At 54.1% G+C, this 14,978-nt stretch carries 13 protein-coding genes; 9 read left to right on the top strand and 4 right to left on the bottom strand.

Annotated features, from left to right (window positions below):
* Together pulA and JNUCC32_RS17220 are read left to right on the top strand one after the other, a co-directional pair.
* Window positions 1-2,361, top strand: coding sequence for a type I pullulanase (gene pulA / locus JNUCC32_RS17225; RefSeq protein WP_430623469.1), 2,361 nt, complete (start codon window positions 1-3; stop codon window positions 2,359-2,361).
* Window positions 2,362-2,547: 186 nt separating this feature from the next.
* The gene (locus tag JNUCC32_RS17220) at window positions 2,548-3,180 is read left to right on the top strand and encodes a 50S ribosomal protein L25 (protein WP_015734086.1); all 633 of its coding nucleotides are present in this window, start codon (window positions 2,548-2,550) and stop codon (window positions 3,178-3,180) included.
* 75 nt (window positions 3,181-3,255) lie between these two features.
* On the opposite strand, the gene JNUCC32_RS17215 is transcribed toward JNUCC32_RS17220, so the two are convergent.
* The 4 genes from JNUCC32_RS17215 to kduI all read right to left on the bottom strand — a co-directional run bounded on the left by JNUCC32_RS17215 (window position 3,256) and on the right by kduI (window position 6,870).
* Complete coding sequence (locus tag JNUCC32_RS17215; RefSeq protein ID WP_192569289.1) at window positions 3,256-4,140, bottom strand: transporter substrate-binding domain-containing protein; 885 nt, start codon at window positions 4,138-4,140, stop codon at window positions 3,256-3,258.
* 263 nt (window positions 4,141-4,403) lie between these two features.
* On the bottom strand, window positions 4,404-5,156 hold the full coding sequence (kduD, locus tag JNUCC32_RS17210; protein WP_009591832.1) for a 2-dehydro-3-deoxy-D-gluconate 5-dehydrogenase KduD: 753 nt from the start codon (window positions 5,154-5,156) through the stop codon (window positions 4,404-4,406).
* Window positions 5,157-5,246: 90 nt separating this feature from the next.
* On the bottom strand, window positions 5,247-5,996 hold the full coding sequence (locus JNUCC32_RS17205) for a DeoR/GlpR family DNA-binding transcription regulator (RefSeq protein ID WP_192569288.1): 750 nt from the start codon (window positions 5,994-5,996) through the stop codon (window positions 5,247-5,249).
* Between the two features lie 40 nt (window positions 5,997-6,036).
* Complete coding sequence (gene kduI / locus JNUCC32_RS17200; protein WP_009591835.1) at window positions 6,037-6,870, bottom strand: 5-dehydro-4-deoxy-D-glucuronate isomerase; 834 nt, start codon at window positions 6,868-6,870, stop codon at window positions 6,037-6,039.
* Window positions 6,871-7,132: 262 nt separating this feature from the next.
* Here kduI and JNUCC32_RS17195 point away from each other — a divergent pair, with 262 nt between their 5' ends.
* The 7 genes from JNUCC32_RS17195 to araA all read left to right on the top strand — a co-directional run bounded on the left by JNUCC32_RS17195 (window position 7,133) and on the right by araA (window position 14,887).
* On the top strand, window positions 7,133-8,029 hold the full coding sequence (locus tag JNUCC32_RS17195) for a glycerophosphodiester phosphodiesterase (protein ID WP_228468772.1): 897 nt from the start codon (window positions 7,133-7,135) through the stop codon (window positions 8,027-8,029).
* Window positions 8,030-8,329: 300 nt separating this feature from the next.
* Window positions 8,330-9,589 (top strand): urea ABC transporter substrate-binding protein, encoded by a 1,260-nt coding sequence (gene urtA, locus JNUCC32_RS17190; protein ID WP_192569286.1) that lies wholly within the window; start codon window positions 8,330-8,332, stop codon window positions 9,587-9,589.
* A 58-nt stretch (window positions 9,590-9,647) separates the two neighbouring features.
* Entirely contained in the window at window positions 9,648-10,553 is a 906-nt protein-coding gene (gene urtB, locus JNUCC32_RS17185; protein ID WP_192569285.1) for an urea ABC transporter permease subunit UrtB, read from the top strand.
* Between the two features lie 15 nt (window positions 10,554-10,568).
* Complete coding sequence (gene urtC, locus JNUCC32_RS17180) at window positions 10,569-11,657, top strand: urea ABC transporter permease subunit UrtC (protein ID WP_015734092.1); 1,089 nt, start codon at window positions 10,569-10,571, stop codon at window positions 11,655-11,657.
* Window positions 11,632-12,471 (top strand): urea ABC transporter ATP-binding protein UrtD, encoded by an 840-nt coding sequence (gene urtD / locus JNUCC32_RS17175; RefSeq protein ID WP_096772969.1) that lies wholly within the window; start codon window positions 11,632-11,634, stop codon window positions 12,469-12,471. The genes urtC and urtD overlap by 26 nt, the downstream gene beginning before the upstream one ends.
* Entirely contained in the window at window positions 12,449-13,144 is a 696-nt protein-coding gene (gene urtE / locus JNUCC32_RS17170; RefSeq protein ID WP_096772970.1) for an urea ABC transporter ATP-binding subunit UrtE, read from the top strand. The genes urtD and urtE overlap by 23 nt, the downstream gene beginning before the upstream one ends.
* Window positions 13,145-13,399: 255 nt before the next feature.
* Window positions 13,400-14,887: an L-arabinose isomerase gene (gene araA / locus JNUCC32_RS17165; protein WP_192569284.1), complete on the top strand. Its 1,488-nt coding sequence runs from the start codon at window positions 13,400-13,402 to the stop codon at window positions 14,885-14,887.
* Window positions 14,888-14,978 lie beyond the last annotated feature (91 nt).

Below are 14,978 nucleotides of genomic sequence, written 5' to 3'. Positions count from 1 at the left end.
ATGGACATGATCAAGAGCTGCACAAGCGTTAAGCTGGGAGCGACCTACCGAAGAGAGGGAACGGCCTTTCAGGTATGGGCTCCGGATGCGGTTAATGTAAAGCTGGCTTTATATGAGGGTCCGGGAGAGTATAACGAGCAGGGTCTTGTGACGGATCACGAGGGCGGTACGCTGTATGCGATGGTCCGGAATGAGGAAGGCGTATGGTCGGCTCAGGTAAACCGTGATCTCCATGGAACTTATTATATGTACCGAATCGAGTCTGCGGAGGGAGGCGTCTGTTATGCCGTTGACCCTTATGCAACCGCTGTGTCCGCGAATGGCTGCCGCGGCGCGGTGGTCGACCTGGCGAAGAGCAATCCGCCGGGGTGGGAGCAGGATGTTAGACCGAACCTGCTAAAGCCTACGGATTCGGTGCTCTATGAGCTGCATGTACGCGATTTCTCGATCCACACGGATTCGGGAATGAAATATAGAGGAAAATACAAGGCATTTACGGAGGGCGGTCTGCGAGACTCCGAAGGAAACGCCCTTGGTCTGGATCATCTTGAGGAATTGGGCGTGACCCATGTGCATCTGCTGCCGGTATTTGATTTCCGGACGGTCAATGAGCTGGACGGATATGCAAGCGGGCGTTTAAGCCGCGAGTATAATTGGGGCTACGATCCGCAGAATTACAATGTGCCTGAAGGTTCGTATGCAACAGATCCCATGGATCCGATTGTGCGCATCCGGGAGCTGAAGGAGATGGTTATGGCCCTTCATGCAAGGGGAATACGCGTCGTCATGGATGTGGTTTATAACCATACGTATACGGTGGACGACGGCCCGTTCGAACGATTGGCGCCGGGGTACTTCTATCGCAAGGACGGATACGGGAATCTATCGAACGGTTCGGGCGTAGGGAACGAGCTGGCCACGGAGAAGCCGATGGTGCGCAAATACATCAAGGATTCGTTAAAATACTGGGCCCAGGAATATCATATCGACGGATTTCGGTTCGATCTGATGGCTCTGATCGATACAACGACGATGAAAGAGATCGTAAGCGAGCTGCGCCGAGAGGTCGACCGTTCTCTCTTGTTCTATGGTGAGCCATGGACGGGAGGAATGAGCCCGTTAACGGAGCAAACCGTCAAGGGAAGCCAGAAGGGCCAAGGCTTCGCCGTATTTAATGATCATTTCCGGCATGCCATCAAGGGGGACAATGACGGGCGCGGCCGAGGGTTTGCTACGGGCGAGCCATGGTACGAAGGGGCCGTCGTTGAAGGAATGATGGGCTCGATCCATGATTTTGCGCTCCACCCGGAGGAAACGGTGAATTATGTCACCGTGCACGACAATTTGAATCTGTGGGACAAAATTTTAGTGGCGCAAGGCATGGAAGAGCGGGCAGGGCTTCTCCGTTTGACGGATGGGAAGCTGGTTAACGAAGGAGATGTATGGCAGGCAACCGCTGCGTCCACACCCTATTCCGGCATACCCGATGAAGATGTGATGTCGGCTGCGGCCGTGCGCCGGAGCTTGCTGGCTAACGGCATCGTGCTGCTCTCCCAGGGGATTCCGCTGCTGCATGCGGGCGATGAGCTGCTACGCACGAAATACGGCGATCATAACAGCTACCGCAGCGGGGACGCCATCAATGCCATTCGCTGGTCCAATAAGCGACGCTTCAAACCGGTGTTCGATTATTACAGAGGTCTTATCGCCCTGCGAAAAGCCCATCCGGCGTTCCGGATGGCATCAAGAGAAGAGATCGAAGGCCATATGGAAGTGCTGCGAAGCAGCGATCGGATCATTGCTTACCGCCTTACGAAGCCAGCCGAACAAGGCAGCTGGGGCCAAATCGTCGTCATCGTTAACGGCAATGAACATGAAATGCCGGTGGATCTGCCGCCTACCCCTTACCGCTGGAACATCGTGGTGAATGATCGTCAGGCGGGGATAGATACGATCCAGACGCTGGATCAAGGGAAGGCAGTCATTCCAGGTCTGTCGCTGATGGTGTTATATGAGGATCTGGCCCATATGAAACAGGGGCTGACGGCCGTTGAGATCGAATATGAAAGACGCGACCAAGCATACGAGGGATGGAACGTATGGGTATGGGGAACGGGCGTGCAGGATGGCAGCATTCCATTCTCCCGCACGGACAGCGGCAGGGCACGGGCGGTCTTCTACGCGGCTTCCGGAACCGATCGGATCGGCTGTATCGTCAGGCTGAATGAATGGGAGGACCGGGAAGGCGAGAACGATTGGTTTATCGATATTCCGCCGGATGAAGCAGAGGTTCGGATAACGCTGCGAAGCGGTCAAAGCGAAGACAGCGACACTAAAAAGCAGCGGGATATCGCCAGTTAGAATAGGATGAAATAACAAGGAGCCCTTTCCATGGTGAAAAGGGCTCCTATTTACATATTTTCAAAAGGGGTACTCTTTATTACCCGCTGCATTGTCATTTAAAACATCGAAATTCCATGATTAGTTAGCAGGTAAATAGGGTAATAATGAGATAGACTTTGTTTTCGATAAAGGAGGATGTCACTCATGTCAAAAGGAAACACAGTTCAACTGAAAGCCAATGTGCGTGATGAATTTACCCGGGCTTCTCGCCGAGAGCTTCGCGAAAGCGGCGGACTTCCCGGTGTTGTATACGGTGCGGGCGAGGAAAGCATCCCCGTAGCTGTTGATTTCAAGGATACGGCGAAGCTGTTCCACACCGGGCGTTCCGAGGTGTTTCAGCTAGATATTCCGGGCTCTGGCAAAGTGCCGGTGTTGATTAAGGATATTCAGAAGAGACGCGGCAACGTATCCCATGTGGACTTCCTGCGCATCTCCATGAACAAGCCGGTGCGTGTCAGCATCCCGGTGGATTATCAGGGCACTGCTGCCGGAACGAAGTCCGGGGGCATCCTGCAAACCCAGGTCACGGAAATCGAAGTGGAGGGTTTGCCGGGCGATCTGCCTACTACCCTGGAAGCGGACGTATCCGCCCTGGAGATTGGGGACAAGCTCACGGTAGCTGATCTTAAGGTGCCGGAGGGTATCACATTACACGCTTCGGAAGAGGAAATTCTCGCCACGGTCATCGTGCCTCGCGCGGTGGAGGCGGCAGAGACCGAGAGTGAAGCGGACGCTGAGGAAGCGAATGCGGAAGAGGCCACAACCGAAGAATCATAATAAGCATGATAAAAAGGCGCTTGCTTTGCTGGTATCCAGCAGGGCAAGCGCCTTTTTTGGCGCAAGGGAATGGCTTTATTTAACCTTGCGGTCATGAATGCCTTTGTAACTTATCGGAGCGTCCCCGAAGTATTTGTTCCATATGGTCAAATACGTTCCGTCCTGCTGCATGGTAGCCAGGGCATTATCCACGGCCGCCACGAGATCCGGATTCCCTTTGACGAAGGCTGCGGAAATCTCGGATACTTGATCGGCGGATTCGGCGGCAGCGACCGGTATATCCGGGAACTGCTGCTTTAGGTTGGTGACGGATAGCTGGTCCGAAATGACGGCATCCAGGTCTCCATTTGCGAGCTTGTTTGCGGCGTCGGATATATATTTAATCGGGACCGCTTCCGCTCCGTACCGCTTGGCCATATCCTTATAGATTCCGGTTGGGTTCAGGCCGACGCGCTTGCCCTTGATATCCGAAAAGGTACGGATCTGAGCTTCGCCCGAGGAATGAACCAGGAGGACGGGGGTAGAGGATAAATAAGCGACGGAAAAATCATAGAGCGCCCGCCGGTCCGGCCGGTCTTCGATCTGGTTGAAGACGGCGTCGTATTTGCCTTCCGTCAGCCCAGGCAGCAGATTCTCCCACCCGGTCTCAACGAATTCGGCCTTTAGCTCCATATGACGGGCAACCTCTTCAGCGATTTCCACATCGAATCCCGTAAGTATTCCGCCTGTACCATGGTAACTGAAAGGGGGATAATCCCGTTCCGTGGCGATTCGCAGGGTTCCACGTTCCACGGCATTCCGAAGCAGGAAGCCGGTGTTCACCCGGTATGGATTAACGCCCATGTTCGGGGACGGGACCCGGTCGTTGCTGTTCACCGTACAGCCGCTAAGCACAATGGAACCGAAAAGAGAAAGCAAGCAGGCAAGACTGACATAACGTATCGATTTTGTTCCGCGCATGACTCCAAAAACCATCCTTTCTTTATTCACGGTCCTTCGAGGCCCATTTCGTAAAGTTAGCATGTCCCAAAGGATGGTTCGTATATTCGCGAAATGTCAGTGCCCGGCCATAATAAAGTGTACTAATTCAACGTAAGAGTAAACGAACAAAAAGAGGCCTTGCCTCCTCCGGCTGCGGCAGCAGCAGAAAGCGCAAGGCCTCTTATCGCTAGAATCGGTTGGAGCTCACTACGGCAAGGCTTAAAGATAACGCCGTTTCTTGGTTAACGGGCCATCCATCCGCCGTCCACGCATAACACATGCCCGTTCATGTAATCCGAAGCGGCGGAAGCGAGGAACACGGCAGGGCCTCCGATATCCTCGGGCTTGCCCCAGCGTCCGGCCGGAATGCGGTCCGTAATGGACGTGCGGCGATCCTCGTCCTGACGGATGGCCGCCGTGTTATCGGTTTCGATGTAACCGGGAGCAATGCCGTTCACCTGGATGCCGCTGGCTGCCCATTCGTTGGCCAAAGCCTTGGTTAAGCCGGCAACGCCATGCTTGCTCGCCGTGTAACCGGGCACATTGATTCCGCCTTGGTAGGACAGCATGGAGCAAATGTTAATGATCTTGCCGCTGCCGCGTTCGATCATATGTCTCCCGGCCAGTTGGGACAGCAAAAAGACGGTGTTCAAATTCAAGTCGATCACGTCAAGCCAATCCTGCACGCCGTGATCCTTGGCCGGGGTCCGGCGGATAATGCCGGCATTGTTTACCAGAATGTCCACATGCCCGGTCAGCTCCAGCGCTTGATCAAAGGTCTGCTGAAGTTTGCTTTGGTCGCTTAAATCGACCCGAATCTCGGAGGCTTTTCTGCCGAATCCCTTGATGGCTTCAATCGTTTCGGCGCTTGTATTCATGGACACGGCAACGATATCCGCGCCGGCCTCGGCCAGCGCTATGGCGATGCCTTGCCCCAGTCCGCGGGCCGAGCCGGTGACGATCGCCGTTTTGCCTGATAAATCAAACCTGTTCATGCTCCGTTAATCCCCTCTCATATGTTCGCTAAATGGATGCAGTACGAAACTAGGCCGTTCGTTATAGAGGTAAGAGTCTCAAGCGGGCGGTTACAGCAGGGTAACGCCGGCTCCCTCGTATTGCTTTACCGTCTCGGGAGACAGTCCCGCATCGGTCATGATGCCGCTGATCTCCTGCAAGGATGAAAAAGTCCGCAAGGCCGTCTGACCGAATTTATGATGATCGACGACGGCATAAACTTCCGCCGAGGTTTCGATTAAGGCCCGTTTGAACGGAATCAAATCCCCGGTATAGATGGACAACCCATGGTCAAGATGGACGCCCGTGGCAGATACGAAGGCTTTTTGAATGTTCAGCTGCGTTACGTACGCTACGCCTTCCGGGCCTGCGAGCATGTTCCGCACCCGGTAGCCCCCCGGAACGACCAGCCGGATATGATTCTTGGTCGCCAGCTCGCTGATGATATAGACATCGTTCGTAATGATTGTTAACGGCATATCCTCCAGCCTGCGGGCGATCTCCAGCGTGGTGCTGCCGCCGTCAAGGGCAATGATGTCGTCCGTGTTGATATGCTTCAGTGCCTTCTGCGCGATTTCGGTCTTCTCATCCGGGTGCTTGGCCAGCGGTTCTTTTGAGGGCAGGATGCCGAATTGGTCGCTGTGCGCCAGCACGGCTCCGCCGTGCACGCGGACGATCAGACCCTGCTCCTCGAGCTTGGTCAAATCCTCGCGTATGGTTTTTCCGGTTACCTGAAGCTGCTGGCTCAAATCGGCGACGGTCACTTCTTTATGGGTTAGAAGGTACTCCATTATTTTTTCATAACGTCGTAACGGGTTCATATGGTTCTCAACTCTTCCGTGGGTTAATGGATATTCCCCTCTATTTTAAATCCTTCATGGACACGGGGTCCATATCATCATAACGTTTGTTGTCCCCGGCCATGCCCCAGATAAAGGTATAGTTGCTTGTGCCTACTCCGCTGTGGATCGACCAGCTCGGCGAAATCACGGCCTGTTCGTTGCGCATGACGATGTGGCGCGTTTCGCTCGGTTCACCCATCAGATGGATGGCGACCGCATCCTCCGGCAAGTCAAAATACAGATACGCCTCCATGCGTCTTGGATGCGTATGGGCAGGCATCGTGTTCCACATGTTCCCTTCCTTCAGCAGGGTCATGCCCATGACAAGCTGGGCACTCTGAATGCCTTTTTGATGAATGAAGCGATAGATCACGCGATCATTGGAATTTTTGATGTCGCCCAAAGCGCTGGAATCGGCTTCTTCAAGGGTGGCTTTGGCCGTCGGAAACGATTGGTGGGCCGGGGCCGAATTCAAATAGAATTTGGCAGGATTGGCCGGATCGGTGCTTTGGAAAATGACCTCTTCGGTCCCCATGCCAACGTACAGGCATTCTTTGTTGTTCAGCTCATGCTCCGTCCCGTCAACCAGGACGGTACCGTGTCCGCCGATATTGATGATGCCAAGCTCACGGCGCTCAAGGAAAGAGGAAACGCCCAGCTCTTTAAGGTCGGTATCCAGCTTGACCTGCTCCCGTACGGGTGCGGCACCCCCGATAATCAAACGGTCTTCATGCGTCAGGACCAGCTCCAGCTTGTCGGGCGTAAACAGGACGGGAATATGGAATTCCTTGCGAAGCCGTTCCGTGTCAAATTGTTTCACTTCATTCGGATGTGAGGCATAACGTCTTTCCATTGCATGTCATCTCCTTAAGAGTCATTTTATAATCCATTCATAATGTTCATATAAGTACAAATTACTCCATTTACGTTCATATTACAATAGCCAAAATTCAAAATGAACGAATTGTTGAGTCTTGAAAAGCCGTTTTCCTCCATTTTTACCGACTGAAAAGGGGGAGGAAAGGGAAGAATTAGCTTGAGAAGATATGACAAAGGATGAGCGGACTTAGGAAGTCATAAAGCGAACAAAGCAGGACTAGGAGATGGGAAGCCCTATGAAAAGAATGATGGTTATCTTTGCTGCTCTGCTGGCAGTAACCGGTTCCCAAACGGCAGCCGACGTGCCTCATTATCCATTTCATCATGCCAGGGAACGAGAGGCCTGGATCAGGTCCGGGGATGAACGCGACGAGTCCTGGGTCAATATCGCCCATCGGGGGGCGTCGGGTTATGCGCCTGAGAATACGATGGCTGCGTTTGTCAAAGCGTTTGACATGGGAGCGGATATGCTGGAGCTGGATGTTCAGCTGAGCAAGGATGGAGAGGTCGTGGTGATCCATGATTCCACGGTTGAGCGAACCACCGACGGGCAAGGCGAAGTGGGCGGCCTAACCTTGGAGGAGCTGCGGCGGCTGGATGCGGGTTCGTGGTACGATTCGTCGTTCAAAGGAGAAATCATTCCGACATTGGCGGAGGTGCTTGAGCACTTCGGTGGCCGGATCGGATTGCTGATCGAATTGAAATCGCCCTCCCGGTACCCGGGCATCGAGCAAAAGGTTGCTGGCGATTTGAGAAGATATGCCGCCCAGACTGATGGATTAAGGTACAAGGACCTGATTATCGTTCAGTCTGCCGATACGGACTCGCTGGTTCGGTTCCGCCAGCTGATGCCCGATATCCCGCTAGGCGTAGTTATCACCAATGCGGGCGACTTATCCAAGCAGCGGCTGGATAATATGAAGGCGTACGCGGACTACGTGAGTATATCGATGAGGCTCGTCTCCAAGGGTCTGGTCCAAAAGATCCATAAATCGGGGATGAAAACGATGGTGTGGACCATTCGGGATATGCTGCAAATACCTTACGTGCTTCAAATTAACGTTGACGGTATCATTACGGATTATCCGGACCGGGTGCCGATTACGATTTCGAACAGGAACATGACCAGATAAATAATGAACGACGGCAGTCTCTTGAGAAATCAAGGGCTGTTTTTTATTTTACGTCAATAAAAATAACACATCATAAAGAAAATTCATTCTATCATTATATAATCACAAACTGAATGTTATTTTATATAACACAAAATAGGGGATTAACACGACAATTTTACTAAAAATGAAAAAATGAAATAAAATTATGTAAGAATTATTGACACAGGAAATATAAGGCAACTATAATGTGGAATAACGAACAGAGTAGAGAGGTTATAGACGGAATGTTCGGAAACGGAAAAAGGGAGTGGGGAGCCAATGAAAAAACAAAGCGTAATCGTTAAAGGATGGGCCTCGTTTGTATTATGCGCCATTTTAATGTCAGGCTGCGTGACGGAAAAGGAAACCGCTCCAACCGCCGGAGCGGGTAACGGGAGCCCGCCGGTAGAAGCCGCAGGCGACTCGATCAAGGTCGGCATTCTTCACTCGCTCAGCGGAACGATGGCGATCAGCGAGGTATCCGTTAAGGATGCCGAGATGCTTGCGATCGAAGAGATCAATGCGGCGGGCGGCGTGCTCGGCAAGCAAATCGAACCCGTGATCGAAGACGGTGCCTCGGATTGGCCGACCTTCGCGGAGAAGGCGGGCAAATTGCTGCAGCAGGATAAGGTTGCCGCCGTGTTCGGAGGCTGGACCTCCGCCAGCCGGAAAGCCATGCTCCCTGTTTTCGAACAAAACCACGGTCTTTTGTTTTATCCGGTTCAATATGAAGGGCTGGAATCCTCCCCTAACATTTTCTATACGGGCGCAACAACCAATCAGCAAATCGTGCCTTCGGTGTCCTGGCTTCTCGAGAACCGCGGCAAAAAAATGTTCCTGCTCGGCTCCGATTATGTGTTCCCAAGAACGGCCAACAAGATCATTAAGGCCCAGCTGACGGCCGAGGGCGGCGAGCTGGCCGGAGAGGAATACACGCCGCTGGGCCACACCGATTTCAGCACGATTATAGCCAAGATCAAAGAGGCGAAACCCGATATCGTCTATAACACGCTGAACGGCGATAGTAATGTAGCCTTCTTCAAGCAGCTGAAGGATGCGGGCATTACCTCCAAGGATATGACCACGCTGTCCGTAAGCGTAGCGGAGGAGGAAATCCGCGGCATCGGCGCCGATATCCTAGAGGGCCATCTGGCAGCCTGGAACTACTATCAGTCCACGGATACTCCGGAAAACAAAGCTTTTGTTGATAAATACAAAGCGAAATACGGCGCTGACCGGGTCACGGCCGACCCGATCGAGGCTGGTTATACCGCGGTGTACTTGTGGAAGGCGGCGGTAGAGAAGGCGGGAACCACGGACGTGAATAAGGTGAAGGAAGCGGCCAAAGGCATTGAGTTCGCCGCCCCCGAAGGCAAAGTGACCATCGATGGCGACAATCAGCATATTCATAAAACGGTGCGCATCGGCGAGGTGCAGGCTGACGGACAGTTCAAGGAGCTCTGGAACTCGGGCGAACCCGTCAAACCGGACCCCTATCTGAAAACATACGATTGGGCAAAAGGTTTGAGCGGCGAATAAAACTTCATCTCATGCACGAAAGGCCTGCGGGCCTTTCGTGAAAGGAGGTTCACCCCGGATGGATATGACGATCCTGCAGGTGTTTAACGGACTGAGCGTCAGCTCGATATTATTATTGATCGCGCTCGGCTTGGCGGTAACGTTCGGCTTAATGAATGTCATTAATATGGCTCATGGCGAGCTGATTATGATCGGCGCGTATTCCACGTATGTTACTCAAGGCTTGTTCTCCGCCTATATGCCGAAATCCTGGTTCGATACCTATTTCATCGCCGCATTGCTGGTATCTTTCGTGGTTGCCGCCGCGGTCGGCTGGCTGCTTGAAATGGTGCTTATCCGCCATCTGTACGGCAGACCGCTGGATAGTCTGCTCGCCACATGGGGCGTCGGGATGATGCTGCAGCAGATCGCAAGGTTCATCTTCGGTGCACCGAACGTGGCCGTAACCAGCCCTTCCTGGCTGAACGGCGGGCTTGCGATCACCTCAAGCATCATCCTTCCTTACAAGCGGCTGTTCATTGTATTGCTCGTGGCCGTCGTCCTGACGGCGATGTATCTCTATATTTACAGAACGGTTCAAGGCCGTAGAATGCGGGCGGTGATGCAGAACCGAAGCATGGCCGGTTGTCTCGGCATTTCGACCCGGCGCGTGGACGGACTGACGTTTGCGATCGGCTCGGGCATCGCCGGTATTGCCGGCTGCGCCTTGACGCTGCTCGGCCCGATCGGACCATCGATCGGGACCTACTATATCGTCGATGCTTTCATGGTGGTGGTGCTGGGCGGGGTCGGAAAGCTGGTCGGCACGGTTGTCGGAGCGCTGGGCATCGGCGTGTTCAACACGCTGTTTGAGACCTATACTTCGGCTTCCATCGGCAAAGTGCTGGTATTCGCCTGCATCGTGGCTTTCCTGCAGTGGAAGCCCCGCGGGCTCGTCGCGCTGCGAACGCGCAGTTTGGATTAGAGAGGAGGGGAATGCATGGTGCTGAAATGGTTGACAGGAAACCCCGGCGGCCGATCGAAACGGATTCTATGGAGCGCGGTGCTGCTCCTGATGTGTTTGGCCCCCTTGTTCACGACGCCTTTTCGCCTCGGATTGCTAACGAAATTTTTGGCTTTGGCGATCCTGGCGGTCGGGCTTGACCTGATCTGGGGATACGGCGGCATTCTGAGCCTTGGACATGGCGTGTTCTTCGGGCTGGGCGCTTATGCCATGGCCATGTACCTGAAGCTGGATGCCAGCGGCTCGGCCCTGCCTGATTTTATGGGATGGAGCGGGGTGGCGTCCCTGCCCTGGTTCTGGGAGCCTTTCCGATCGTTCCCGGCGGCCTTGATACTCGGGATGCTGCTGCCGGCCCTGCTGGCGTTGATACTCGGATTCTTTACGTTCCGCAACCGGATCGTCGGCGTGTATTTTACGATCCTGACGCAGGCCCTGGTCATGATCGTGGTTACGCTGTTTGTCGGCAAGCAGGAGTGGACGGGGGGCACGAACGGGCTTACGGGCTACAGCTCCATTTTGGGATTTAACCTGAATGCGCCCTCCACGAAAATAGGATTGTATTTTATTACGCTGGCCGCTTTGGCAGGAGCCTATATTCTATGCAGAAGAATTGTGAACAGCCGCGTGGGCCAGGTGCTGGAAGCGTCGAGGGATGGGGAGAACCGGGTACGGTTTCTGGGATTTGATCCTTCCCGCTACAAAACCTTTGCGTTTGCCGTATCGGGGGGGCTGGCCGGGCTAGCAGGCATGCTGTTTGTCCTTCAGGTCGGCATTATTTCGCCGTCCATGATGGGCATCGTCCCGTCTATTGAAATGGTGCTCTGGGTCGCGCTTGGCGGCAGGGGAACGCTGATCGGCGCCATAATCGGCGCCGTGCTGCTGAACGCGGCCAAGACCGGGATCAGCGAAGCTTATCCCGAAGGGTGGCTGCTGGTATTGGGCGCTTTGTTTGTCATTGTTGTGGTCTTGATGCCGAAAGGATTGACCGGGTTGTGGAGCAAGGCGGCTTCGTCATTATCCAAAAGAGGAGGGACTGTCCATGCAGCCGTACGCAAAGAGAGCTGATGTTTCGGTAGCCGCACATGGGGAGGTCAGGGGCATCGGCATGTCGCCCACCGTGCTGTCCGCGGAAAATATAACGGTGGCCTTTGGCGGGTTTGTAGCGGTGAACGGCATGAATCTGGCGCTTCGCCAGCATGAGCTGCATTTTCTGATCGGCCCGAACGGGGCAGGGAAGACCACGATGCTGGATGTGATCTGCGGAAAGACTAAGCCTGGGGCGGGGCGGGTGCTGCTCGGAGACGGACTTGAGATTACGAGGAAGCGGGACTATGAAATCGCGGGTCTCGGCGTGGGCCGGAAATTCCAGGCACCGTCGATATTCCCCAACCTGAGCGTCAAGGAAAACCTGGAGCTGACCGTCGATTCGGACCGAAGCGTGCTCCGGGCGCTGAAGGTCAGGAGAAATCGATGCACTACGTTCGAGATGAAGAAGGTTCTGGAATTGATCGGACTTCCCGATCGGCTTCATGTTCGGGCAGGTTCCCTGTCGCATGGAGAGAAGCAGTGGCTGGAGATCGGCATGCTGCTGCTTCAGAAGCCGCGGCTTCTGCTGCTGGATGAACCGGTAGCGGGAATGACGGACGAGGAAACGATGAAGACCGGCGAGCTCCTTCAAGGCATTGCTAAGGAATGCTCTGTCGTTGTGGTCGAGCACGATATGGAGTTTGTACGTTCTTTTGCCGCCAAGGTTACCGTCATGCATGAAGGGAAACTGCTGAAGGAAGGGTCCATGCAGGAGATTCAGCGCGATCCGCTGGTGGCCGAGGTTTACCTTGGAAAAAGGAGGGAGGCGAATGCTCAAGCTGCAGGGCATTGAATCGGGTTATGGGGAGAGTGCTGTCCTGCGCGGCGTGTCCATGGTCGTGGACCCCGCAAGGATCGTATGCCTGGTTGGGCGTAACGGAGTCGGGAAAACCACGCTGATGCGAACGATAACCGGGCAATTGAAAATCCGACAGGGGCGGATGAGCCTTGGCGAGCAAGAGGTTACCGGCTGGGATTCCGTAAAGAGAGCAAGAGGCGGGATCGGGTATGTCCCGCAAGGGCGCGAGATTTTCCCTCAACTCACTGTAAAAGAGAATCTCCTGCTCGGCCTTGAGCCATGCGTGCCTCGTACGAAGGCATTCCCGGAGGATGTGTTAGCCTTGTTTCCGGTACTGCCGCAAATGTATCACCGCCAAGGCGGTGATCTAAGCGGAGGACAGCAGCAGCAGCTTGCTTTCGCAAGGGCGCTTGCCTCCCGGCCCAAGGTGCTGCTGCTCGACGAGCCGACCGAAGGAATCCAGCCTTCCATCGTGGAGGAAATTCAAGACGTCATCCGCGGGATCAAAGCCAAAGGAGAAACGTCGGTCATTCTGGTGGAGCAGAGCATCGAATTCGTCCGAAGCGTGGCCGATTATATCTATGTCATGGATAAAGGGACGATCGTAGCCGAAGGGGTGCAGGATGCCATCGATATAGAGCAGTTCGAGCATTATTTGACGGTCTAAAGAGTTTTCATGAAAGCTGGCTCGCATTTGGAGGTAGACCGTCAATGAGATTTGAATGATAGAGGTTGTCTCTATGGGTTCGTTGTTACCTATAGGGGCAGCTCTTTTTTTTATTTTGATCTTGCTATTTTGGAGATGCGGGGGTAGAATGTGAGTGATTCAACTTGTACGTACATGTTTTTAATGATCATTTATTTATATATAAAGGTATGTACAAGTTAGTGAGCAATCATTCGTACAGGAGGCGTTATAATCATGAATTTGAAACCGCATTCTTTTTGGTTTGTCACCGGAAGCCAGCACTTGTATGGTCCCGAAACGCTGGAGCAGGTCGCCGAGCACTCCCGCATCGTGGCAACGGAGTTTGACAAAGATCCTGTATTTACGTACCCCATTGTATTCAAGCCGATCGTAACGACACCCGATGAAATATACAACCTGATTCTTGAGGCTAACAACGATGAGTCCTGCGCAGGCATCATGACGTGGATGCACACGTTCTCCCCGGCCAAAATGTGGATCGCGGGCCTATCCCAGTTGCAGAAGCCGCTCCTTCATTTCCATACCCAATTCAACCGGGACATTCCTTGGGAAACGATTGATATGGACTTTATGAACCTGAACCAGTCCGCTCACGGCGACCGCGAGTATGGCCATATCGGTGCTCGTCTGGGCATCGCACGCAAGGTCGTCGTGGGCCACTGGGAAGACGGGGAGGTTCGCGGCAGCATTGCCGGCTGGATGCGGACTGCCGCGGCCTATGCCGAAAGCCGCAGGCTGAAGGTAGCCCGCTTCGGCGACAATATGCGTCAGGTAGCGGTAACCGAAGGGGACAAAGTGGAGGCGCAAATCAAGCTTGGCTGGTCCGTGAACGGTTACGGCATCGGCGACCTTGTGCAGTCCATGAACGAAGTCGGCGATGAAGAGGTCAAGGCGCTCCTGAACGAATACGCGGAGTCGTATTCGATTACCAAGGAAGGGCTTAGCGTCGGTCCCGTGCGCGATTCGATCGCGTACCAAGCCCGGATCGAGATTGCGCTTCGCCGTTTCCTCGAGGAAGGCGGCTTCGGCGCATTCACGACGACCTTCGAGGATCTGCACGGAATGAAACAGCTCCCGGGACTCGCCGTTCAGCGCTTGATGGAGTCCGGTTACGGTTTCGGCGGGGAAGGCGATTGGAAAACAGCGGCCCTGACACGCGTGTTGAAGGTGCTTGCAGACAATAAAAGCACTTCCTTCATGGAGGACTACACCTATCATTTCGAGCCGGGAAATCATATGATTCTCGGATCGCACATGCTGGAGGTATGCCCGACCATCGCGCTGGATAAACCCACGCTTGAGGTTCATCCGCTCGGGATTGGAGGCAAGGGGGATCCGGCACGACTCGTGTTTAACGGCCAAGACGGCCCTGCCGTCAATGCTTCCCTGATTGATCTCGGGCACCGCTTCAGACTGCTGGTGAATGTGGTGGACGGCGTCAAGGTGGAGCAGCCGATGCCGAAGCTGCCGGTAGCCCGCGTGCTGTGGAAGCCGCAGCCATCCCTTCGCGAATCTGCGGAAGCGTGGATTTTGGCCGGCGGCGCGCATCATACCGTTCTCTCTTATGCCATGACGGCCGAACACTTAAGCGATTGGGCGGAGATGGCCGGCATTGAAGCGGTCATTATCGACAAGGATACAACGATACCGCGCTTCAAGAACGAGCTCCGCTGGAGCGAAGCCGCATACCGTCTGCGGTAACTGGTTCTGTCGGCATTCGCCTAGCCTGTGTTACAATAGCGAGATAGCTTAGGATTGCAGGGGATCCTAATATAATGAGTGCGTGAGGCTA

Source organism: Paenibacillus sp. JNUCC32, assembly GCF_014863545.1.
Lineage (GTDB): Bacteria > Bacillota > Bacilli > Paenibacillales > Paenibacillaceae > Paenibacillus_AQ > Paenibacillus_AQ lautus_A.
Note: the sequence above shows the minus strand (reverse complement) of the source record. Positions and strands in the feature narration are given on the sequence as shown.

What these genes read in the sequence shown, in the direction of transcription:
- pulA (WP_430623469.1), top strand. Translation starts at nt 1, where the DNA reads ATGGACATGATCAAGAGCTGCACAAGCGTTAAGCTGGGAGCGACCTAC.
- JNUCC32_RS17220 (WP_015734086.1), top strand. Translation starts at nt 2,548, where the DNA reads ATGTCAAAAGGAAACACAGTTCAACTGAAAGCCAATGTGCGTGATGAA.
- JNUCC32_RS17215 (WP_192569289.1), bottom strand. Translation starts at nt 4,140, where the DNA reads ATGCGCGGAACAAAATCGATACGTTATGTCAGTCTTGCCTGCTTGCTT.
- kduD (WP_009591832.1), bottom strand. Translation starts at nt 5,156, where the DNA reads ATGAACAGGTTTGATTTATCAGGCAAAACGGCGATCGTCACCGGCTCG.
- JNUCC32_RS17205 (WP_192569288.1), bottom strand. Translation starts at nt 5,996, where the DNA reads ATGAACCCGTTACGACGTTATGAAAAAATAATGGAGTACCTTCTAACC.
- kduI (WP_009591835.1), bottom strand. Translation starts at nt 6,870, where the DNA reads ATGGAAAGACGTTATGCCTCACATCCGAATGAAGTGAAACAATTTGAC.
- JNUCC32_RS17195 (WP_228468772.1), top strand. Translation starts at nt 7,133, where the DNA reads ATGAAAAGAATGATGGTTATCTTTGCTGCTCTGCTGGCAGTAACCGGT.
- urtA (WP_192569286.1), top strand. Translation starts at nt 8,330, where the DNA reads ATGAAAAAACAAAGCGTAATCGTTAAAGGATGGGCCTCGTTTGTATTA.
- urtB (WP_192569285.1), top strand. Translation starts at nt 9,648, where the DNA reads ATGGATATGACGATCCTGCAGGTGTTTAACGGACTGAGCGTCAGCTCG.
- urtC (WP_015734092.1), top strand. Translation starts at nt 10,569, where the DNA reads ATGGTGCTGAAATGGTTGACAGGAAACCCCGGCGGCCGATCGAAACGG.
- urtD (WP_096772969.1), top strand. Translation starts at nt 11,632, where the DNA reads ATGCAGCCGTACGCAAAGAGAGCTGATGTTTCGGTAGCCGCACATGGG.
- urtE (WP_096772970.1), top strand. Translation starts at nt 12,449, where the DNA reads ATGCTCAAGCTGCAGGGCATTGAATCGGGTTATGGGGAGAGTGCTGTC.
- araA (WP_192569284.1), top strand. Translation starts at nt 13,400, where the DNA reads ATGAATTTGAAACCGCATTCTTTTTGGTTTGTCACCGGAAGCCAGCAC.